At 66.5% G+C, this 22,966-nt stretch carries 14 protein-coding genes and 1 pseudogene; 4 read left to right on the forward strand and 11 right to left on the reverse strand.

Translation table 11 applies throughout. The features are described from left to right. The 7 genes and pseudogenes from VFH65_RS17630 to eccCa all read right to left on the reverse strand — a co-directional run. On the reverse strand, positions 1-4,220 hold a 4,220-nt coding region (locus tag VFH65_RS17630; protein ID WP_353323179.1), incomplete at its 3' end, for a toxin glutamine deamidase domain-containing protein. A gap of 42 nt (positions 4,221-4,262) precedes the next feature. Beyond that, positions 4,263-4,559 carry a WXG100 family type VII secretion target gene (locus VFH65_RS17635; protein ID WP_353323181.1) on the reverse strand — a complete coding sequence of 99 codons (297 nt, stop codon included), beginning with the start codon at positions 4,557-4,559 and terminating at the stop codon, positions 4,263-4,265. A gap of 4 nt (positions 4,560-4,563) precedes the next feature. Beyond that, on the reverse strand, positions 4,564-5,004 hold the full coding sequence (locus VFH65_RS17640; RefSeq protein ID WP_353323183.1) for a YbaB/EbfC family nucleoid-associated protein: 441 nt from the start codon (positions 5,002-5,004) through the stop codon (positions 4,564-4,566). A 430-nt stretch (positions 5,005-5,434) separates the two neighbouring features. Then, positions 5,435-6,778 (reverse strand): annotated as a pseudogene (locus VFH65_RS17645) (MinD/ParA family ATP-binding protein); the annotation flags it as partial. 267 nt (positions 6,779-7,045) lie between these two features. Beyond that, positions 7,046-8,425: a type VII secretion-associated serine protease mycosin gene (gene mycP / locus VFH65_RS17650; RefSeq protein ID WP_353323216.1), complete on the reverse strand. Its 1,380-nt coding sequence runs from the start codon at positions 8,423-8,425 to the stop codon at positions 7,046-7,048. Further along, positions 8,425-9,876 (reverse strand): type VII secretion integral membrane protein EccD, encoded by a 1,452-nt coding sequence (gene eccD, locus VFH65_RS17655; protein ID WP_353323185.1) that lies wholly within the window; start codon positions 9,874-9,876, stop codon positions 8,425-8,427. The genes mycP and eccD (VFH65_RS17655) overlap by 1 nt, the downstream gene beginning before the upstream one ends. Further along, on the reverse strand, positions 9,873-13,910 hold the full coding sequence (eccCa, locus tag VFH65_RS17660; RefSeq protein WP_353323187.1) for a type VII secretion protein EccCa: 4,038 nt from the start codon (positions 13,908-13,910) through the stop codon (positions 9,873-9,875). The genes eccD (VFH65_RS17655) and eccCa overlap by 4 nt, the downstream gene beginning before the upstream one ends. A 93-nt stretch (positions 13,911-14,003) precedes the next feature. On the opposite strand from eccCa, the gene eccD (VFH65_RS17665) reads away from it, so the two are divergent. Then, complete coding sequence (gene eccD / locus VFH65_RS17665; RefSeq protein ID WP_353323189.1) at positions 14,004-15,488, forward strand: type VII secretion integral membrane protein EccD; 1,485 nt, start codon at positions 14,004-14,006, stop codon at positions 15,486-15,488. A 77-nt stretch (positions 15,489-15,565) separates the two neighbouring features. Here the strand turns inward: eccD (VFH65_RS17665) and eccB are convergent, their stop codons facing one another. After that, a complete protein-coding gene (gene eccB / locus VFH65_RS17670) occupies positions 15,566-17,071 on the reverse strand; it encodes a type VII secretion protein EccB (protein ID WP_353323191.1) in 1,506 nt (501 codons plus the stop codon). A gap of 94 nt (positions 17,072-17,165) precedes the next feature. Here eccB and eccE point away from each other — a divergent pair, with 94 nt between their 5' ends. Both eccE and VFH65_RS17680 read left to right on the forward strand, forming a co-directional pair. After that, the gene (gene eccE, locus VFH65_RS17675) at positions 17,166-18,884 is read left to right on the forward strand and encodes a type VII secretion protein EccE (RefSeq protein WP_414688442.1); all 1,719 of its coding nucleotides are present in this window, start codon (positions 17,166-17,168) and stop codon (positions 18,882-18,884) included. 32 nt (positions 18,885-18,916) lie between these two features. Then, positions 18,917-19,699 carry a DUF5336 domain-containing protein gene (locus tag VFH65_RS17680; protein WP_414688443.1) on the forward strand — a complete coding sequence of 261 codons (783 nt, stop codon included), beginning with the start codon at positions 18,917-18,919 and terminating at the stop codon, positions 19,697-19,699. Positions 19,700-19,706: 7 nt separating this feature from the next. Here the strand turns inward: VFH65_RS17680 and VFH65_RS17685 are convergent, their stop codons facing one another. Both VFH65_RS17685 and VFH65_RS17690 read right to left on the reverse strand, forming a co-directional pair. Beyond that, entirely contained in the window at positions 19,707-20,675 is a 969-nt protein-coding gene (locus tag VFH65_RS17685; RefSeq protein ID WP_353323195.1) for a MinD/ParA family ATP-binding protein, read from the reverse strand. 29 nt (positions 20,676-20,704) lie between these two features. Further along, on the reverse strand, positions 20,705-21,136 hold the full coding sequence (locus VFH65_RS17690; protein WP_353323197.1) for an A24 family peptidase: 432 nt from the start codon (positions 21,134-21,136) through the stop codon (positions 20,705-20,707). Between the two features lie 71 nt (positions 21,137-21,207). On the opposite strand from VFH65_RS17690, the gene VFH65_RS17695 reads away from it, so the two are divergent. Continuing rightward, positions 21,208-22,098: an EamA family transporter gene (locus tag VFH65_RS17695; RefSeq protein ID WP_353323198.1), complete on the forward strand. Its 891-nt coding sequence runs from the start codon at positions 21,208-21,210 to the stop codon at positions 22,096-22,098. A 3-nt stretch (positions 22,099-22,101) separates the two neighbouring features. Here VFH65_RS17695 and VFH65_RS17700 read toward each other — a convergent pair whose 3' ends face one another. Next, a complete protein-coding gene (locus VFH65_RS17700) occupies positions 22,102-22,965 on the reverse strand; it encodes an LLM class flavin-dependent oxidoreductase (RefSeq protein ID WP_353323200.1) in 864 nt (287 codons plus the stop codon). Position 22,966: the final 1 nt, after the last annotated feature.

The raw sequence follows: 22,966 nt of genomic DNA on the forward strand, positions 1-22,966 counted from the left end.
ATACCCTCAGCATTGCCGACCTGATGCGGATAGGCCTGAATCAACGCCTGCTGCTGAGCCTCAGACAACCCCTTCCACCACTGACCATTGGCCTCCGCGCGCGCCACAGCCTGATAAGCCGGCACCCGATGATCGGCCGGACTCATCAAGTCGTCAGCCTGAATCCCCCTCTCCGCCAACGCCTGATTGGCCATCTCCCGGGCGACATCGGGATCGAGGTGAGCCGGTGTAGCGACCTCGTCCGGTGTGGGTGGGGGCGACTCATCTGGTGAAAGTGGACCGTCATCGATGTGGCTGGGCTCGACCGCTGTGGGCTGAGCGCGCCATCGCGGATTCCAGAGCCGTCGCGTCTGGCGGTCCCCCGATTGTGCAGTGTCGCCTTCGAGGCGCAGGGTTCGCCCTGCTGCGGGTTCGACGGTACGCACCTGCGGTCTAGGCAGACGTACGTGGCGGTCCTCGATGGTGCGGCGCGGCTCGAGGTCAAGCCGGTCTGGGTGCCCGGCGGCGATTCTGCCGAAATTGGCCAGCGACTCGGTACGCACCGGCGGGTCGGCCGTCCTGTCCACGAACTTGTAGTACGCCAGGTGCGTGCCCCAGTTTCGTCGGCGGTCCATATCAGCGGAGAACTCCGCAGTGACACGTTGGGCGCCAAAGGAATCCATCGCGGGATCTATGCCCAGGTTGATCCCGAGGATCCTGCCGGCCGAGCCGAATATACGGGTCCCCAACCCGGCGACCGGATCCCGCGACGACGATGCGACATAAACGTCGACGTTGGAACCGAATTCGCTGGCGCGCTGCACCGGCCCGGCGCCGGGCGAGCCGATCAGAGTGACAGTGCGGATGTCGTTGGCCAGTCGCCCGTCGCGTCCGGCGTAGCCGGCGGTCGTCGACCCATACGAATGCGCGAAGATGTGGTTGCCGGTGAAGTGGCTGCCATCACCGGCCCACGTATCGCGGGCGGCGTTGAACGCTCTGATGTCGCTGTAGAGGATCGCAGCGCCCTCGCGCGCCATCGTGTGACCGGCTGCGCGCACCAAGCCACTGGGGGTGTCGTAGCCGATCCAGGCGATCGACGTCGCCTGCAGACCTGGGTTCTCCTGAAGGGTGGACTGCAAGTGGTTGAGCGCATCGCCCATGCAGGGACCAAGCTGGTCGATGTTCATCTTCAGTCCGGGCACGTGCCAGGACACCGACTCCGCCTTGTACGGGTCTGCACCGAAGCTGACCACCGCGCGTCCGTCACCGCCAAATGACAAAGGATCAAATGCCAGCAGCAGCGGACCGCCCACGTTGGCCTCACTCGCCTTATCTCTTGCCGTGGCGAGCTGCTCGTGGATCCGGTCGAGGCGAGCCAGCTGTTTGCGTTGGAGCCGAGTGAGCCGTTCGCCGCGCTCACGCCGAGCCTGTAGCTCTCTGCGGTCCTGATCCAGTGCGCGGGTATTGGCTTCGTGGCGGGCCGTGGCCGGGATGCCCTCGGCATTGCCGATGTGATGCGGATAGGTATCGATCAGCGCGCGCTGCTCGGCACCGGTCAACCCGGCCCACCAATTGGCGTTGTCCCGCGCCCGCGCGCTGGCGGCCTCCATCAATCCCAGCGGGTTGCGCAACTGTTCGGCAGACTGCACCGGCGGCACCCGCTGCGCCAGCGCTGAATCCGCCACCAGGTTCTGCGGAACCACGTCACGCCAACGCTCTCCCGGAGCGTGGTTGCCGCCTGTAGACCCATCGTCCTGGGTCGGGTGGCCCTGGACTTCACCGATCGCGGCGGCCGCGACCAGTTGGCGGGTCTGCGCCAGCGGCTGCACGGCGTCGCCGCTGGCATCGAGATACCCTACGGCCGAACGCAATACCGCGTCTTGGCCCCACCCGGGGGGCCATGGCGTCCGCTCGCCGGTGTAAGGGTCTTCGAGGTAGAGTCGGCCGTCCTCGTTGACCGCGAGGTAGGCATGCCCGCCTTGGTTTGGACCGCCCGTCCACGCCGATGTGACTATCGCCGACGAACCGGACTCCATTTGGCCCAGCACGTCGGCAACCTGAGAATACGTTCCAAATTCGGCACCAGACCCGACGGCTTGGAACAGCGCACTCGCGGGCGTCCCTTGCGGCGACGGTAGTTCCGCGAGTCGAATCGGCCTGCCGTACCTCGCGGACAACGCCTCCGCGACCCGGTCGACGCAGTCATTGCGCGACCGCGCGGGCCGGCCGGCGGCCGGTGCTGGGGCGCCGTTGCTCGCTTGGTTTGATCCGTCATCGTCGGTGCCAGCACGATCGGCGTCATCTTGGTCCGTGCCGGTCTGCTCCGTGCTGGAGTCGGCGGGCGCGGCGGTGTTCGACACTCCGGCGGCCGGAGTTACCGCCGGCTGGGCGACGGACGCAGAGGCGGTCGGGGACGGTGTGACGGCCTCGTCGGGCACGGGCTGATCGGCTTGGCGCGCAGGCTGATCCACCGCCTTCGCGGGCTGATCGCCGTCCCGCGAAGGTGACTGTCGGGGCGGCGCCGCGTGGGACGATGGTCGTGCAGCGGACGTCGATGCTTCGGGCGGCGCGGACGCTGTAGTCGGCGGAGAGGCCTGCGCATACATCGCGGGCGTACCCACGTTGTCGGCGGCCTCGCTGGAATCTATTGGAGGGGCGTTGTCCAAATCAGTGACCGGCGCGGGGCCCGCGATCGTCGACATCGTGGAGTCGGGGTCGGGATGCGTGACGGACAGCGGGTCGGCATCGGGACGTCCGTCGGTAGCGATGTCACCGTTCTGGGATAAGGGGGGCGTGTCGTCCGTAACGGGACTGCCTGGAGTCGGGTCCGGGTCCGGCACGTCGCTGTCACTGTGGGCGCCGTCAAGGGTCGCACCATCCGGCGATTGTGTGGCCAGTTCGCCCTCGTCGGCAGCGTGCGTTGACGGTGGTTCCGCGGGATTGGCGCCGTCGGTTTCTGGCTCATGGTTCGTGGTTGGGTCCGCCGTATCCACCGACGGATCACCTTGTGCTGCATCATCTTTCACGGTTTGCGCGGTGTCCGGTGCGGACTGGGCGGCGGGTGAATCAGCCACAGGGTCCGCATCGCTGACATTCGCCGCCTGGCCGTTGTTATCCGCTTGGCCGTTGTTATCCGCTTGGCCGCTAGCGTCCGCCTGACGGTTAGTGTCGGCCTGGCCGTTGTCATTGCTGTCGGTGACGGACGAAGTGTCACGGTCGGCCTCTGCCGTTCCGGAATCGTCGTCCCGGGGCCCGGCCGGCGGCAGATCCCCGTCCGGTGGCGATCCCGTGTCGGGCGGTTGTGTGCCGGGCGGCTCGCCGTTGGATGTGTTGCCTCCGCGCGCGGGCGCCACACCAGCCCCGCCCAGACCGCCGACACTGCTTGTGGTCGAGCTGACCATGATCATGAACGGATCGAACTCGCCGCCGACGGACGCGGTCCCGGCGATATTTCCCATGACGCCGGCGGTGAAGAACGTCGTCGCCCCCTTGACCGCTGCCCCTCCTCGGCTCGCCGCGGGACCTAAGAAATTCGCAGTCGGGACTGCACTTACTCCCCCGGCACCACCACCGACCGTAGAAGCGATCCCGTTCAGAAGTAACCGCTCGCCGTTGACGTTATAGCGGTCACCTTGGATGCCGTAGACGATCCCCTCTTGAGTTCCCGCGATGGCCAGCTCTTGGCCGGCCTCTTGGAAACCTTCGTAGAGCAACCGTTTCACTGTCGTCCTGGCCAGCATGTCGCGCACCTTGGCGGCCAAGCGCCCGAGCAGCATTGAGATCAAATGGCGGATCGAGGTGGCGGTCGCCCATTCGATGGCCGGGATCGCCGCAGTCGATGCGCCCCATGTCGGGCCGGCCATGGCCAAGGCGTAGGTGATCTCGGCCGCCGCGAGGGCCAGGCCGACCAGGATCGACAACTTGGAGTACTCGATCTCGCTGCCGGTGTAGCCGGACGATTCGCCAAGCGCTCTGATGCCGTCGGAAAGCTTGTCCACCGCATAGTCGCCGCCGAACAACATAGCGAACTGCTCGTTGGCGGCCTGAGCGGTCTCGCCCATCAACACCGAGAGTGTTTCTCTGCGAACGCTATTCAGTTCCGGTATCAGGTCGTCGAGTTCCTCGGCCGCCGCCTGCAAATACTCCTGGATGCGAACCATGCCGGTTTCGCTGCCCTGCGGCCACTTTCCTCCAGCCAGGTAGGACACCCACTGGAGCGACGGAGGAATCTCTATGTCCATAGCGGAATCCGTGTGGCGAGTAGCCACACGGCGGGTGCGGAACTAGGCCTGGTCCTGTTGCTCGAACGAGTCCGCCGCCGTCTTCAGGCCGTCCGCGTAGTAGTCCAGGAGGCCGGTCTTGGCTTCGACCGAGCCGTCGACCCAGCCCTGTTGAGCCAGGTATCCGGAGTCACCGTTGGCGAACTGGTCGCCGATCTGGTCATCGCCCCAGGCCGCGCCCTCGCCGCTGAGGTTCGCCCGCAGAGACGACAGCACAGCCTTCATCCTGGTGCTGACGTCGTTGAGGTGCTGGGAGGTCGAACGCAGTTCGGGTGGCGTCACTCCAAGCGGTTCGGACATCGGTTCATCTCCTCACGGTGGGGAATGCGGATTCGTCCGTGCCATCGTTGTCGTCGGGATCCGCGCTCGGTGCGGCCACGACGAGAGATTCGAGTGCAGGTGGCACCAGATCCCGCAGATCGGGTGCACCGTCGACGATCTCGGAAAACGCGGGAAGCGCCTGGCGACGCTCGGTGATCGAAGCCATCATCTCGGCCACCCGCGTGGCGGCCGTTCGAACAGCCGTCTGCGCCGCCTCAGTGATGTGGTCGGAGAGTTCCTCGAATTCGAATTCGTCGAGGTAGGCCTCGTCGATGACGGTCTTGATCACATGCCCGTGAGCATTGACGGTCACCTCGACCAAGCCGTCGGCCGTCGCGGCACTCGCCGTGAGCTCCGCTTGTCTCCTCTGCACCGCCGCGATGTCGGCCATCTGTTCCTGAACTAGGGCCAACACCTCGGTCATTTGATGACGCAGCGCTTCGTTGCTCAAACCACCTCACTCACAACAGCCGCGTCAGGCGGCGACGGTTTTTGTCGTTGCGACGCAACCAGATTCGAAGTACCCGGATCAGCCAGCAGACTCCCTGCCCTAGCGGCCGATATCTGCAGGATCACCGGCTCAGCGATCGACTTCGCTTCCACAGTCAACGCCACCGCCTAGGCTCCGAGAGGGGCACAGCTGATTTCTTGCACGTCCAACTGCCTAACCTTCGCACGGGTTCTTGCCGCAGGTCAACGTAAATTCACTTGACGTTCAGTCCGTTGATTTTATTGGGCCACAAGCATTTCGAGTGAACACCGCACACTCGATGGCTACCAGTGCCGCGGTGATGTTTGCCTGCAAACGCATCGGCAATCTTATTGACGTCAACGCCAGCGAACCGTCGCGTCCCTTACTGCCGGTGGCGCCCCCCGCGCAACCGGGGGAATTTCTCCGCCACCGCACCTGCCACTTCCACGTAGGCCTGGAACGTCTCCGGTTTCAGCAAACCGAAGTCGATGTCTGCACCTTCGGCGAGATGCGGGTCGAACGGGATCAAATGAACAGAGCGGCAACGCGCCTCGAAATGTTCATAGACCTTGTCCAGCTTCAGCGCCGCCGATCCCGGGCGCGACGCGCTGAGCACGACGTGTGCCTCGCGCACCAGCGCGGAATGGCCGTGCTGCATCAACCAGTCCAATGTCGCCGACGCACTACGGGCGGCATCGATCGCAGGCGAACTGACCAGGACGATCGTGTGCGCCAGGTCAAGGACGCCGGCCATCGCGGAATGCATGATGCCCGTGCCGCAGTCGGTCAGGATGATGTTGTAGTAGTGCCGCAGAATGTCGACGGTGCGCCTGTAGTCCCCCTCGCCGAAGACCTCCGACACCGCAGGTTCCTGCTCGCTGGCCAACACCTCCAGACGGCTGCTCGCCATTCGCGTGTGGCTGCGCACGTCGGCGTACCGCTTGATGTTGGGGTCCGACAGCAGGTCACGCACGGTTGACGGGGTCGACACGTCGCGGACTCGCTCGGCGAGCGTGCCACGGTCGGGGTTGGCGTCCACGGCGATGACGCGGTCATTGCGCATGATCGCCAGCGCCGATCCGAGCCCCAGCGTGGTGGTGGTCTTCCCGACGCCGCCCTTAATCGACAGCACGGCGATGCGGAAGTCGCCGACAATAGGCTGGCGGATCCGGGCGAGCAGGTCCTCCTTCTCGCGTTCCTTGCGGGATTCACCGGGGTTGATGCGTCCGCCGCTGGCGCGATGCACGGTGCGGCGCCATCCCGACTGCGGTGCGGTGCGGGTGCGGTGGACGATCTCGGCGTCGTCGAGTGAAGGCGGCACGCGAAAACCTTGCGGCGGGGGCAGGTTCGGGGGCGCCTGCGCGCTGTGCTCCTGCCCCGGCGGCGGCATCCAGCCGGGTGGCGGCATCATCCAGCCCGGCGGTGGCGGCGGGACCCAGCCGGGCGGGGGCGGCATCCACCCGGGCGGAGGTGGCGGCGGTGGAGGTGGCCCCTGCTGCCAATCGACATCGGGTGCTCCCGGTTCCACCGGTTCACGTTCGTCGGCGCGCGGTCGGAGGTCCTGATCGGGCGGATCCGCGCGGGGCGTGGGGGGCGGAGAATCGTCGGGGCCAATTCCTGGGTCGTCCCCTCGCAAGCGGTCGGCCCATCGCTCCTGCCCTCCGGCCTCGAACCGCTCAGCGAACTCTCTCGACCCGATCGCGCTGTGCAGTTGCCACGGCGGCGGAGACAGGCGACGTGATCGCTTGGCCGGTTCCCCGGCCTCATTGCCCGGCAAGGGTTCCGGCGAGTCGGCGTGGTCGCGTGCCGCGCCGTTGTCCGCCGGTGCCTGCGCGGGGTCGATCTGCTCAGCGCGCCTCGCGGCAATTCGCTCCTGCAGAGCCGCGGCCCGCGCCTCGACCTCGTCGAGGTCGCCGCTCGATTGCTCCTCGTGCGGCATCGTTCTCCTCAGGATCAAGCGCTCGGAGTGTCGTGTCTCGATCGTACGTAGCGTTCAGCGGACGCGTCGCCGGGCCACCGCGAGCGCCACGGCGGCCGCCATCAGCGCCACACTGGCCCCGGTGACGCCGAGGACGATGGCGCGGGCCCGCACGTTACCCGGATCCGGTTGCGGTGGACCGCTTATCGGCGTTCCAGCGCCGTATTGAGGTTTGCCATCGGCCGGCGCTAGCTGGTGTGTTAGCGCAGCAACCGGATCCACGACTCCGTACCCGGTGGCCAGGTTTGGTCCGCCGCCGGGTGTGCGCGCGGTCCGCTTGACGAGGTCCATCACCTGCCCGGCGCTCAACTCGGGGAAGCGCGATTTGATCAACGCCACCACGCCCGACACAAAGGGCGCCGCGAAGCTCGTTCCGTTCAGTGGCACCATGCCGTCCTGGCCAAGCTGAGCATTGATCAGGCCCGGGCCATTGGCGTCCAGCGAGGTGATCCGCTCACCCGGGGCAGCCGCGGAGACCCACGGCCCGTGCAGGCTGAATTCAGCAGGGGCCGCTGACGTGGTGACCGCCCCAACTGTCAGCACGTAGTCGTCGAACCACGCTGGGCTGGCGATGGTTCCCACGGTGTCCCAGCCGCTTTCGAGTGGTTGATTGGGGTCGGCCATCACGTTCTGGGCGTTGCACATGCCTTGCGAGTTGAAGTTGCCGGCAGCCGCGACCACCACGACGTTTCGTTCGAACGCGTACCGCACCGCCCGCCCCAGCGCTGCGTCATCCAGCCCGCCACCCACGGGTGCACACGCGACCTCCGACAAGTTGATCACCGTGGCGCCGAGGTCGACTGCCCGCGTGATCGCGAACGCCAGAGTTTGGGTGTTGCCGTAGCCGGGCGAAATCGCATTGGGGTCGTCGGTCGGCTTGGCGCCGAACCCGGCGGGGCCGTAGACCCCGCTGTTCTGCCGAATCGACAGGATCGCCGCGTCGGGAGCAACCCCGGCGAAGCTGTCATCCGGGGACGGCGCCGCCGCGATGATCCCCGCGACCAAGGTGCCGTGCGCGTCGCAGTCCTGCAGCCCATCGGTGTTCGACACGTAATCGCCGCCAGGCTCCAACGCGCGCAGCCGCGGATGTCGGTTCACCCCGGTGTCGATAACCGCCACCTTCTGCCCAGCGCCGCGCGTGAACCGCCACGCCGAGCGGTACTCGAGCATCGCCTCCGCGCTCGTCTGCTTCGCGAAGTCGGTGGCGGGCAGCGTCCCGGTCGGCACGCCGCAGATCGCCTTCAACTCGGTCGGGGTCGGAGGGGCGACCGGCCCACTCGGCGGAGGTCCGGGTTCCACGACGGGTGCTGTGATCGCGCCGGCCGGCGGCGACACCCCAAGGCCGGCGACGAGGACCGTTGCCACTAGTGCCGGGTAGCGCCGAATACCTTTCATCACAAGCCAAGACGGTCGTACAACCCGAGCGGCCACAACGACAGCGGGATCAGCGCCGCGACCGTCGCATATTCCAGGTACGCCACCGCGGTCGGCACCCACCGCGGCCGTCGACCGGCCGCGACGACCAGTCCGGCCAGCGTGGCAAACATGGCCAGCGCCACCAGCACACCGATGCCGCCCAGGCGCACCGGCCCGGCGTCAGACTGCGCCTGCACGCAAGCGATCAAGACCAGCGCGGTCGCAGGGACGGCCAAGGCTGCGCGTTCTGGCACACTGTCGGCTCGACGGCTGCGCAGCGCCAGCACCGCCGCGCAGACCACCGCAAAAGCCAAGGGCGGCCAGCCGACACCGACGCTCATGAGCACGGCGGCGCCCACGACCACGACTGCCGCTAGCCCCGCCAGTAGGCCCGCCCGAGTCAGCGCCGCCGAACGTACACGGGCCCAGACCTCCTCGGCGCTTGGCATCGTGGCCCCAGAGTCGGTGTCATCGGTCGGATTGTCGAACGGACGGTCCTTACGCGCCCCGTGCTCGACGGTCGGCGCCGGGAACCGTCCCAGCCTCGCGGTCAGCACTGGCACGGCAACACAACCCAGCACGGCAATGGTCGCCGCCAGCGTGGCCAGCACCTCGACGCGTCCACCCGTCGCGCGCCCCAGCACCGCAAGGCCACCGAACGTGAACACAACCGAGGCCGCCATGTAGGCCGAATGACCCGTGCCAATTACCCGGTAATAGACCGCGGTGAGCGCCAATAACACCGCGCATGCCGCGGCCAGACCGTATTCGCCGTACCCTGCCGCCACCACCCACCCGAGGGCCGCGCTGGTCACGATCGCAGGCCACCCCACCGCGGCCGCGACGCCGGACAAACCCAGGGTGCGGTGTGCAAGCGCGGCACCGCCGACCAATGTGATCGTCGTCAACACCGCGCCGCCGACGACCACATCGCGGTGCGCCGAGAATGCGTCGGCCATAAGGAAATACACCCACACCGCCGCGCCCAGCCATAGCCCGGCGAAGGCCATCAATGATGCGGCGGTCGCGTTCCACGCCGCATAAGACGCCCGATTGAGTCGGGCGGCGGCATCGACGACATCGTCGTAGAGCGTCGGTGGTGACAACGCGCGCTGCTGCGACAGGCGAAGCAGTTCTCCGTTCTTCACGCCAGCAGCCCGCAGCGTCTGGTCGGGCGCCAAGGCAGCGTCGTCGTCGACACGGCTGAGCACCCAGAATGTTCGCCGCTCGTCGCGGGCGGTCACGTCCTCGTCGCGGCGGACGTCGCGCGAACCGACCATCCGCGCCAGCTCCGGCAGGAACGCGGCCACCGGCAAGTCGGCGGGCAGCGCGACATCGAGTTGGGTGCGCTTCCCGAACACCGACACCCGGACGGCGTCGGGCGCGGCGGACACCACAGCCACGTCGCGGAGCTCGTCTATCCCGGTCACAGGTCGGGCATCCTGGACAACTGGATGACACCGCTCTTCATGGTGCGTGAGATCAGCATGCCGCGCCCGGGCGGCATCGCGGTGGCCTTGTACCCACCGAACAGTCCGCCTTCCTCCCTGCTGCCACTCATCACCAAACCGTTGCAAGACAGGTCTTTCAGACGACCGACGATCGGGTCCATCATCGCCCGACCCGCACCTCCGCTGCGCCTGGTGACGATGATCCGCAGACCGATGTCACGGGCCTGGGCAAGATATTCCACCAACGGGCCAAGCGGATGGTTGAGCGAGCCGCCGGGGATGAGGTCGTAGTCGTCGATCATCACGAACAGGTCGGGCCCCGACCACCAGGACCGGTCCTTGAGCTGCTGCTGAGTGATGTCGCTGGGTGGTAGGCGGTCCTTCAGAGCACCGGCCAGTGCCGTCATCAGTTCGGCACACGACTGGGGGGCGGTGGCGTAGCCGCCGAGGTATTCGTCGGGGACGGCGCCCAGCAAGGACCGGCGGAAGTCGACGAGGATGATCTTGGCTTCGACCGGCGTGGCATTCTCCATGACGCCGGCGGCGATGTTGCGCAGCAGTCCGCTCTTCCCGCATTCAGTGTCGGCGAACGCCACCAGGTGCGGTTGGGCGTCGAAATCAACGACGACGGGGGCCAATTCCTCTTCGTTGATCCCGATTACGATGCGCGACTTGCTGAGCCGTCCGGCTACTCGCGCCGCGCGCACCACGGCGTCGCGGTCGATGTTGTGCGGCAGCATGCGAACGCGCTGCGCTTCCCTGCCGTCGTAGTGGGCACGCACCGCCTCGACGGCGGACGCCACACCGGCCGGCAGGTCTTCCACACTGGAGCTGGAGTCCAGCCGCGGCAGCGCCGTGAGGATGTGCAGGCGCTCCGAGTTGATGCCCCGGCCCGGCCGGCCGATCGGAACGAGTTCGGCGGACTTGCGTCCCATTTCGCTGTCGATCGGGTCGCCCAGCCGCAGTTCGATGCGTGTGCCGAGCATGTCCTTGACAGCCGGACGGATCTCCATCCACCGGGACGCGGAGATGGCCAAGTGCACCCCGTACGACAGGCCCTGTAGCGCCAGCGACTGCAGCACCGGTTCAAGGGAGTCGAAGTCGCTCTTGATTGAGGCCCACCCGTCAATCACCAGTACGACGTCACCGAAGTTGTCCTGGCTCAAGGGATCTTGTGCGGCTTCGCCCGGCGGCAGCGTAGCCAAATGGGCCTTGCGTTGACGGAAATCGCGCATGGATTCGATGCCGAGGTCGCGGAACAGTTGCTCGCGGGCGCGCAGCACGCCCGCCACTTCGGCGACCGTGCGCCGAATGGCGTCGGCATCCATCCGGCCGGCGACTCCGCCGACATGCGGCAACTTCATCAGGCTGGCCAGGGTGCCGCCACCGAAATCCAGGCAGTAGAACTGCAACTGCTCAGGGGTGTGAGTGGCGGCGGCGGCCAAGATCAGCGATCGAAGCGTCGTCGACTTGCCCGACTGTGGTCCGCCTACCACGGCCACATTGCCCTTCGCTCCGGAGAGGTCGACCATCAGCAGATCGCGGCGCTGGTCGTAAGGCCTGTCAACCACGCCCAACGGCATCAACAGCTCTCCGTTGACGTTCTGCGGTGCAGTCCAATCGGTTTCCGGCAGCAACTCGTTGACGGCGGGACTCTCGTCCAGCGGCGGCAGCCACACCTCGTGCGCGGGCCGCCCATGGCCCCGAAGACGGCTCACCACCAGATCGAGCAATGTGATCTTGGTGGGCTTCGACGGCGCTTGCGCCGACGACGGCTCGCGGTCGTCGACCATGGTGCCGACAACTGGGGCGGGCGCCAGGTCTTTCTTCACCGGCGTGGCGGTGAACAATTTGGGCGCCAACGCTCCAAGCTGAGAGACGCGCCCTGTCCGCGCCGACACCCGGGGCTTGACATACTCACCGGAGACGTAGCTGGTGTTGAACCGAATCGGTTCTGACGCATCGCATTTCAGGAAAGCGGAACCCGGAACGCTGGGCAGATGGTAGGCGTCGGGAACTCCGAGCACGCTGCGAGACTCACCTGCCGAGAATGTCTTCAGGCCTATTCGGTAGGAAAGGTGCGAATCCAAGCCCCGTAGCTTGCCCTCTTCGAGCCGCTGGGAGGCCAGCAGCAGGTGGATGTGCAGCGATCGGCCGAGCCGGCCGATCATCACAAACAGTTCCGCGAAATCGGGCTTCTGCGACAGCAACTCGGAGAATTCGTCGACCACGATGAACAGGGCTGGCAACGGTTCCAGATCGGCACCGTTCGCCCGGGCGCGTTCGTATTCGGTGACGTTGACGAAGTTGCCCGCAGATCGCAGCAGTTCTTGGCGACGGTTGATCTCGCCGGCCAACGCGTCGCGCATCCGGTCGACCAGGGTCAGTTCGTCCTCGAGGTTGGTGATGATCGCCGCGATGTGCGCGATGCCGTCGAGTCCGAGGAACGTCGCACCACCCTTGAAGTCGACGAGCACCAGGTTGAGTGCTTCGGGCGAATGGGAGGTGATCATCGACAACACCAGGGTGCGCAGGAACTCCGATTTCCCCGAACCCGTTGCGCCGATACATAACCCGTGCGGTCCCATACCGGCCTCGGCCGACTCCTTGATGTCGAGTTCGATCGGCTGACCGTTCGGCGTGATGCCGATTGGAACCCGCAGACGCTCGCGCGGTGACCGTGGCCGCCAGACCTCTTCGGGGACGATTTCGGCGGCATCGGGAATCTTCAACAACGCCATCAGACCCGGGTCCATGGCTTTCGAATCGGATTCCAGGCTGACGATATGTGCTGCGTTGGCGGGTCTGAACCGGCCGATGCGCCGTGCGGTGGTCTCGGCCTCTGCGATCGTGATGGCGTCGGGGGTGGCGAACCGCTCGACGCCTACCGCGGTGCGCGCCGCCACATCTTCACGTTCGACCACCAACTGCAGGCTCCGCCTGGCGGCCGCACCGTCTCGGCGACCGTTGAGGTCGAGCACCGTCACACTGTCCATCCCGGCGTCTGTGATCAGCCGCTCGTCTCCGGTGACGAATCCGTCGTCGAGGACCACCACGAGTTGTTTCAGCCCCTCGGTCGGCTGAGCATTGCGGTTGAAGCGGCCTCGTTCGGCCAGCTCGGCCGCCAGTGCGGTTTCCAAGAGCTCCAGCGTCGGGAACAACAGCCGCATCGACCCCATGCCATCGCGGGTCACGGCGTGCTGGGCGTGCGGCAACCACTTGACCCAGCTCCAGTTCTCACCGTCGGGGTTTGCGGTCACGACTGCGACCTGAACATGGTCGGGGCCGTGAAATGTGCACAGTTCCAATACCATCGAGCGCACCAGCTGCTGCGCCAGTTTGCGCTCGCCCTCGAATGTGATGGTCGGGAAGGCGCGAAGCGACACTGCGGTGGGCAGGGCGTGCACCACTGAATGCGTCTTGACGAACCGGCGCAGGGCCACAGTTGAAACCGGTTCGAGGTCTTCGGGCGGACCGGTCTCGGGGGCCATCAGCCGCGTCGCCAAGCGGTGGGTTCCGATACCGACGCGCACATGGCAGTAGTCGGCGTCGGTCGGCCGACGTTCCCACATCCGCCGGGTGCCCACCACGTCAGCCAGCGCCCGTGGATCGGGATGGCTCCATTCCAGGGCGGTGCGCTGTTCCTCGCCGGTGGTGTCCGCCTCTTCGCGCAGATTCGCCAGATAGCTGAAGTAGTCCTTGCGTTCCTCGTTGAGTTCGGCAGCGGCTTTGCCGGTACGCCCACCGCCCATGAACATGCCGGCCATCGACATGATCATCATCATCGGGAAAAGCAGGAACATCGGGTTTCTGGCCATATCACGGCCCCCGACGGTGATCATCAGCGCGATCATGCCGACGACCGCGACAATCATGACGAACGGCATCAGCTTGATGAACAGGTTGGTGGGGATGTTGCGCGGAACCTCAGGCGGCGGAGCCAGATTGACTTCGCCACCAGGCATCCGCGGCGGGACCACCCGCAGGCGGCGCACGAATCCGTGCGTGCTCACACTTTGCTCCCCATCACTTCCGAGATCAGCGCCGCGGCCGCTTGAGGGTATTGTCCGTGCTGACCAATCCCATTGCGCAGGAGGCCGACTGCGTTGACCTTACCGCCGTCGCTGTCGGACCTGGACCCGGATTCAGAGTCCGAACACGAGCTGAGCCGCCTGACCTTGGTGGTCGGCGGTCTTCACATCGACGTCGGCCTGCCCGCCAACGTCGGCATCGCCGAATACATCACCGATGTCATCGACATCGCGAACGAACAAATCGCCGTGCGGGAGCCCTCCGGCGACGTGGAGTTCGACGACACCGACGGCAAGTGGACGCTGGCCCGGCTGGGCGGTGATCCGATCGACCCGCACCGCTCTCTGAGCGAGGCCGGGATCTATGACGGCGATCTGTTGATGATCTGCGAGGTCGGGCAGCCGGTTAGTCCGCCGCTGTTCGACGATGTCGTCGATGACCTGGTGCGCGAGAAACCCGCCGTGCGGGCTTGGCTGGCCCGCGAGGCGCCCGCGCTGACCTGTTTCGGTGTCGGTCTGGCGGCCACCGCCACGCTGGCCGCGTCAGTGCCGCGTTGGACTGGTGATCCCGTCGTGCCCGCGGGGGTTCTCGCTCTGGGGGCGCTTGGCGTGGTGCTCGCCTGCGTGATGGCCTACCGGCCGTCGACCGCGCCGCGCTCGGCGTGGGTCGCGGCAGTTTTCCTGCCGCTGTTGTTCGCCGGCTCGCTGTATGTCGTACCGGGCGGATTCGGCGCGACATCGCTGCCGATGGCCTTCGCGCTCACCGCACTGAGCTCGCTGCTGGTGCTGCTGATCTCGGGGGCGGGCCGCGCGCTGCACACGGGCGTGATCACCGCGTGCACGTTCGGCGGTGCGAGCACGATAGCGATGTTGCTGTGGCAACCGCCATTGCGGACGGTGGGGGCTCTTCTGGCGACGGCGTCCGTGATGGTGGTCTATCTGGCGCCCCGCGTGACCATCGCGTTGTCGAAGCTACCGATCCCGCGGGTGCCGACCGCAGGCGAGCCGCTCGACGACATCGACACCCAGGGCGGCACCACCGTCGAGGGGGTCAATGCGATCGGCAAGCAGATCATCCCCACCGAAGCGGACCTGATCAGACGGGTTCAACGGGCCAACGAGTACCTCACAGGGATCCTCGTCGCGGCCGCGCTCTCCGCGGTTTTCGGCTGCTACCTGGCCGTCGACGTCAGCAACGGATTCTTTTGGCAGGGCACCGCTTTCGCTGCGGTGGTGGCTACCGTCCTGTGTCTACGGGGGCGCAGCCACCACGATTTGGTGCAGTCGGCAACACTCATCGGCAGTGGGTTGGCGATAGCTGTTGCCACCGTCGTCAAGACCGCGGTTACCCTCGACGACTGGCAGATCCGTGCCATGGTTGCACTTATCGCGCTGATGGCGCTCGTCGTTGCCTGCGGTCTGGTCGCCCCGCGGCGGGAGTTCTCACCAGTGATGCGGCGCTGGGTCGAGATCATCGAGTACATCGCGATCGGGTTGATGTTTCCGCTGTGCTTCTGGATCATCCGGCTTTACGCGTTCTTCCGCGAGCTACGCATCTAAGCGATTCGCGATTTGTGTGCGTTTAGGAGCGCTCGTCACGGCTGCGCTCGTCACGGCAACAAAACGCGCACAAATTGCTAGTTCTCCGGCGGCTGGATCGCGACGCTGCCCGGGTCGGCCGCCATACCGTCGTGCGCGACGAGCGCGGCTTCCTGGGACAGCTCGGGCCCGGGCGGCAGCAGCGACAAAACCGGCCACGGTGCCCACTGCGGCCCATTCTGCGGTCCGTCCGGCACCTTCACACCCGTGACGCCGAGCGCATCTGCGGTCGGGAAATCCTTGATGTGATACCGCAATCCAGTGTCGGACACGTAGAACAGCTGACCCGTCGAGTCGCTACCAGGCCCGCCGCCGGTGGCCTGCACGTACTCGCCGGCGCCCGGAGTCAGGTAGACGAAATCGACCCCTGGCCCGTTGCCGTCCCCGGTGGCCAGCCGCACCGTCTGCGCACCGTCGGGCACCGGTAACTGGTGTCCGACCAGCAACCGCACCGTGGCCTCTGCCGCGGTGTTGGACCGCTGCCACCCCATGCACACCACGCGGTCCGGGTCCGGGGGCACGATCTGCGGCGGCACCGACGGATAGTGCTCCACCGGCAGGAGGTGCACGATCGGCACCTGAGCCAGCATGGCCGGGGCGATCTCTCGGGCCGACGCCCGGGCCGCGTCCGACTCGCCGTATCGGATGATGTCGGCGGTGGCCGGCGAGACGGCTTGCAGACCGTCGCGCAGCACGACATACAGCTGTTCACCGCGGGAGTCGACCGTCTTGACCATCGAGCCGACCGGGTAATCCGGCCCCAGCGCCGGGCTGGGCTCCCCCACACCATCGATGGTCACCGGCGTTATCGGATCGACGAGTGGGAACGTGTTGAGCAGGCCCAGCGACACCGGTCGCGCCGATGCGTCTTGCAGGTGAAGGCCGTTGACCAGCACCGGATTCGACAGGTCGATCGGGGCGCGGACCCCGTCGTAGATGAGATACGTCGTGCCACTCACCTCGGTGAGGATCGCCTCCGCAGGCTCCGCCTCACGGGAGTTCCCGTCGACGACCGCTTCGTTGGCCAATACCGTGGTCTGCAGACTGGCTGCGCCGGTGGTTTCCGTGACACCCGGCGTCTGCAGGGTGTCGCAGACCGTCCACGACGATGTCGCGAGGTTGTCCGCGCCGCGGATGCTCGTCGGCGCACCGATGATGCCGACCATCGGGCCGCGGGGCAGCACGTTGAGGAACTTGTCGTCGGCTTCCTTGGGGCTCTCGTTCTTGCCGACTATCAGGCGGGCCGAGGCCAGATTGAGCACCGGGTGGACCCGGTCACCTATCCGCACAAACGCCGCTCCGCTGGACTTGCTCAGCAGGATCTGCGCGTCACCGAGATTCGGAGACGGCTTGAAGAACGCCATCACGGCGGAGGCGCCTGTGATGAGGACAGCGATTATCACGCCTACGATCAACGCTCGCATCTGGCCACGCATCGGGTCGTGGATCATCCGCGAGTCGCCGCGGATCAGCGCGTGCTCAAGTCGCCGGATCAAAAACCGGTAGCCGTTGACCTGCGCGCGCGTGGTAACTTGCGCTGGCATGGCCGCTCCCATCGAAGTCGGGCAGAGGCGTGCATCGTAGGTATAGCACGCTTACTGAAACGCGGTGTGCCAGTTGACCTTCGCAGCGAACAGGATGCCGATCTTGACTCGCGGCCAACACCGCCCGTCGGGCGCCGTGCGGGGTGCGCAGCCGCAGCCCCGTCAGCTAAGGACCGCCGTCGACATCGGCGCGCAGCGGTTCTTTCCGCTCTTCAGCCTGCTCCTGCTGGAGATCCTTGTTGCTGGAGGCGTCGTGGCCGCGCTGTATCTTGGTGCGCCCGGTTGGCAGGGCGGCGCAGCAGGCCTGGCCATGGCACTGCTGCTCGTGACGCCGGCGCGCGGCTCCACGTTGCCGCGGTCCATCGCGCAGCGCTGGGGGTTTGTCCGGGATCGGCGCCGACGAGCCGATCGCCGGCTGCCCGCCGACCCGTTCGACATCACGGCATCCGACGGCATGCAGATTGGATTCCGCTGGGACGGTGCCACTTTGCTGTCGCTGATCAATATCGACGCAAACCCACAGGCGATGACGGTCCTGGAGCCCGGCATGACGGTTTCTGGCGAAATGGTGCCGGTCTCTGTGCTGGCCGAGTGCCTACGTCAGTTCGATATCACACTCGACTCCATCGACATCGTCAGCCATGGCGCCCGGTCGCATGGTCACACCGAGGTCGCCGCTGTTTATGACGCCGTCCTTGGGCCGTTGCCAGCGATCGCGCAGCGAAGCGTCTGGGTCGCAGTGCGTTTCGATCCGTCGCAGTGCGCTGAGGCTGTGCGGCGTCGCGGCGGTGGCCTCGACGGGATCCTGCGCAGCGCGACAACTGCCACGCGGAGGGTGGCCAACCGGCTGACCGAGGCGGGCTTGCGGCCGCGGATTCTGTCCGCGAGCGGCATCGCTGCAGCCACGAACCAGCTCAGTGACGGCATCAGCCTTGCGACCGTTGAAGAAACGTGGGACATGTGCCGTGAAGGACAGTTCAGGCTCAGCAGTTTCGCGGTTGAGCCCGACTTGTTCACCACGGCGGGTCTCGGGTTGTTGTGGACCGTGCCCAGCTATTCCACGACAGTGTGCCTGTCGCTGCGTGAAGAACCCGGACGCGACCTGATCAAGATTCGCGGCTTGGTCCGCTTCGACAGCGACGTCGGCGTCCCCGCCCGACTGCCCGGCCTCATCCACCTTCGGGGCCTGCAATTCTCAGCGCTGGCGTGCAGCCTGCCGATACCACCGCCCACTCGACCAGTCGGGAACTGGGCGTACGGTCGGCGCGACTCCGAACTGGCTGACTTGGCAGTGCCGGCGTCGGGGTGCGGCCAAGTCATCGGCGCAGACGAAGAGGGCCGGGCGGTCGCGCTTCCGCTTTTCGGCCCGCAGATCAACCGCGTAGAGATCTGCGGCACACTGCACCTGGCCCAGCAGGCGGTGCTGCGCGCGCTCGCCCTCGGCGCGCGGGTGCTGGTGCACAGCCGACGTCCGGGCCAGTGGCGCGACATGGTTGAGGCGGTTGGCCATCACGACCTGCTGTGGGTCGCCGACTTCAACCGGCACGCCATTCAAGCCGGAGCCGACCGCAACTATTCGGTGGAGATGTTCGACGGGGTGGCTGAGCGGCCCGTACGTGCGGGAGTCACGAGCATCGTGGTGGCGCCACCGAATACGCCCGTGACGCCGAACGCCGACGTCACACTCGAACTGATCTCCCTGGACAACGACACCGTCAAGGTAAGCACGCGCGTCGGATCCGCAGTCGTCACGATGGTCGCCACCGACGAGGAAATGCGCTACATCAACGCATCCGCCAACAACATCGACTGATTCGCGGCCGCGGGTGCGCTAGCGTATGGCCCGTGGTGTATTCGCCGGGCAACCGCGACTACCAATCGGCCTATATGACTCCATCTGGACGGCCCGACGCCGAAAGTCGGCTACCAGGTGGCCTTTTCATCGCGGTCGCGGTGCTGGGGCTGGCAACCTACGCCCTTAGCTTCGGCCCCGTCGTCGACGGCGCAGGGGCCACCGGTTGGTACGTCCGGTTCGCCGCGCTGGCCGGGCTCAGCGCCGGTCTGGGCCTGCTGCCAGGACAGACCCCCCACACGTTGGTGACGGCGGCGCTTGCTGCGATGGGTTTCCTGGACGCGCTGTCGAGTCGGCTGCTGGACACGGCCCCGGGATGGGCGCTGACGGTGATCGTGGCGCTCAACGCGGTGCAGACGGCGGTAGCGGTTGCCGCTTTGTTGTTGAGCCCTAAAGGCCGCGCGGACGACGCCGTCGCCGCGGGCTACGAGTCCTACGTCGAGTACTACAACCAAGCGGTGCGGAATTATTACGGCCAGCAGGCACATACCGCGCCGCCGCAGCAGGCGCAGCGAGGCGGGTACGCGCAGGGTTCAGCTGGCGTGCAGGCCTCAGCGCCGCAGACACAGCGCGCGCAGCGAGCTTCTCAGTACGGTGATTACGCCGATTTCGTCTCACCGCAGGGCGACTATGGGCGTTCCGTCTCCGCGGCAAGTTCGGCTGCCGCGCAGAGCCAGACCGTGCCGCCGGGCGGCCCCAGCGTCCGGCCGGCACAGCCGCCAGCTGATCGGCAGGAGGATGAGGCGGACCAGTCGGCGTGGCCGCCGTCTCAGTAGTTCGTGGCTATGCGGCCGCGAAACCACTCGCCAATTCGGCTGCCAGCTCGATGTAGGCCAGCTGGGTCCGGCGGTGCAACGCCTCGAAATCCAACGTGGCGGCATCTCGCAGATGCCTGTCCCACGGGATCACCTTCACCGCTTGCACATACGGGCTGAACTGGTCTGTGATGTCGGCAACGAATTTTCTGGCCTGACCTCGGAACGCGTCGTTGAGCACCACCACGGTGCGCTTGAGCAGATCGTGACCGTTGCGAGCTGCCAGCCACTCGATCGTCTGGCCGGCCGCGCGCGCGTGCTCGGCCTGCATAGTCGACACGATGACCAGCGCGCTGGCCGCGTTGAGCACTCCGGGTATGACCGGGTGCTCGATGTCGCAGCCGCAATCAATCAATGCCAGCTGGTAGAACTGCCGGGCGCGGTCCAGCGCGGCGCCCAACATTTCGGCGTCGAGTGCCAGCGGATTGGCCACATCCCGGTTGCCTGCCAGCACCTCCAGCCCCTGACGGTTCTTGCCCGTATGGCGACGCGCTGTCGGATAGGTGTTCAGTTGGTGATCGGCGAGCCAATCTCGCAGTGAGGCGGGGGCCGACGGGTCCACGACCGCGCCGAGGGTGCCGTAGGTCGGGTTGGCGTCGATGGCAATGACCGGTTCTGAGCGGTACTGACCAAATACCGTGCCCGTTCCGGCAACGGTACGCGTCTTTCCGACTCCTCCCTTGATCGAGATGACACCGATCTGGTATGTGCCGGTAATGTTGCTGGCAATCAACGCCTTTCGTTCGTTGAGCCGACGCTCGAAACTTGACCGTCCGAGATTGACCGTCCCAAGTGTTCCCGCATGGACAACTTTGCGCCACCCGATCTCGGGTGTTTCCCGCCGGGATTTCACCAGGTGATCGGTGCGGATGTCGTAGTTGATGTCGGCCGGCTTGCCAGCCGACGGTTGCCAATGCCGTCCTGGTCCTGAGTCCATCGAATTTCATGGTAGTTGTACCGCGCCGGCTACAGTGCAGCGAGGGCGCACGCCGCCACTGCCGCCAGGCACATCGACGGACCATGCGGCACAGTCGATCCGGCCCGGCACAGCATGGCGACCAGTATCAAACCCGCGGTCAGCAGCGGCGCCCCGACGGCCGACAATGCCCACACGTCGACGCCGAACGCGCCGGTCAACCCGCCCACTCCGATCGCCAGTTTCACGTCGCCCGCACCCATCGCCGAGGGCCTGAGCAGGTACACGACGAGGTACACCGCGAACAACGCGGCAGCGCCGAGCACCGCCGCCGCACCCCGTCCCGCGACGACGGCACCCACCAGCACCACCGCCGCGCCCGGCAGCGTCAGGTAGTCGGGCAGCCGTCGGCTGCGGATGTCGAAGGCGCTCAACGCAACCAGCCACGCCAGCACCCCTGCGCCGGCCAGCCCCGCCCCCATCTGCTGAGCCTAAAGCCGTCGCGCGACGGCGCCGCGCACCTCTTTTCGTGTGCGGCCTACCCTGGACAACCATGCGTGCGGCCCGGTCTCCGATTGGGCCGGCGCTGCTCGTCGTCGTCGCCGCGGTCAGCCAAGAAGTGGGCGCCGCGTTCGCCGTCGGCCTCTTCGCCGCGCTGGGCGCGGTCGGCGCGGTGTTCGTTCGATTTCTGGTCGCCGGCGTCATCCTGTGCTTGGCGGTCCGTCCGCGCATGCGGGGGTTGTCCCGACGGGCCTGGTTCTCGGTGGCCGGCCTTGCGGGCACGCTTACTGTGATGAACCTGTGCTTTTACTATTCGCTGACGCGCATTCCGCTCGGCGTTGCCGTCACCGTCGAAGTGCTTGGCCCCCTTGCACTTTCCGTGGTGGTCAGCAGACGGAAGAGCGCGTGGCTGTGGGCCGCCCTCGCACTCGCTGGGGTTGCGCTACTCAGCCTCACCGGGGTCCAGGTCGGCTACCTCGATCGGGTGGGCCTGGCCTTCGCTGCGGGTGCGGCGGCCAGCTGGGCGGGTTACATCCTGGCCTCCGCGCGTGCGGCTGCGGATTTCCCCAGCCTGGATGCTTTGGCAATTGCGACCGTGATAGGCGCGCTCGTCACGGCGCCAATTGCGTTCTTCTCGATTGACCCCGGGGCCGCACTGCGATGGGAGGTGCTCGGCATCGGTGTCACCGTGGGTCTGATGTCCTCGGTGATCCCGTACTCCCTGGAGCTGATCTCCTTACGACGGCTCCCGCCGGAGACCTTCGCGATCCTGACCTGCCTGTCACCGGTCGTCGCCGCGCTCGCCGGTTGGCTCATTCTGGGTCAGCACCTGGCCGTGACGGGCTATCTCGCGATCGTGCTCGTCACTGCGGCCAGCATCGGAGCGGTGCGATCGGCTGCGGGGCGCGCGCAGGGCACCGACACCGGGCTGATCACGGCGTAACTGTCACAGCTTGTCCGCGACATCACCGATGGCCATGATGAACTCGTTCATTTCGGACGCAGTTCCGGTTGACTGGAACACGACAGTGTCCACTCCTGCATCGAGGTAAGCGCCAACCGCTGCGGCAATCTCGTCGGCGGTTCCCCCGACGCCGAACTCCCCCGCAGGTTCGACGTTCCACGTCTTGGCCGCCTGCTCCAGGCGTGCATGTGCATCAGCCCCTGGCGCGCACACCAGGAACATCACGGTGCTGAACGGCTCGGCCCGAATGTCGCGGCCCGCGGCGACGTGGCCAATCCCCTGGAGCACCGTGGCCGCCGTGTACGCACAGTCCAAGATGACACCGGACGCGATCTCGCCGGCCAGCCGCAGAGTCTTGGGCCCAGTACCCCCGATGAGCACCGGAACCTCTTGGGCTGGAGCCCAATCCAACTTCACATCGTCGAGACGGACGTAGCGGCCCTCGACACTGACCGATTGGCCGGCAAGGAGACCCTTTAGGGCCGACACATATTCGCGCAGCAGCGTGAGCGGCGATGCCACAGCGGCTCCCGCTTGTCGCATCCAGTCCTGCACCCCGTGACCGATGCCGAGCCGTATCCGGCCTGGGAACATCGCTTCCAGAGTCGCGATCTCCATCGCAGTGGTGACGACGTTGCGCAGCGGTGCGGGCAGCACACCGATTCCGACGGCCAAGGTGTCGGTTGATGCCAGCGCGACCGCCGCCGCAGCGATGCCGCCCTGAAGGAAGCAGTCCTCCCACAGCCAGAGCTCATCGATACCGGCGCGTTCGGCCGCTGATGCGATCTCGCGCAAGCTATCTGGTTTGAAGTCTGGGCGGAACACGACGCCGACGCGGGGACTCACC

The sequence above is a fragment of the Mycobacterium sp. genome (assembly GCF_035697385.1).
GTDB lineage: Bacteria > Actinomycetota > Actinomycetes > Mycobacteriales > Mycobacteriaceae > Mycobacterium.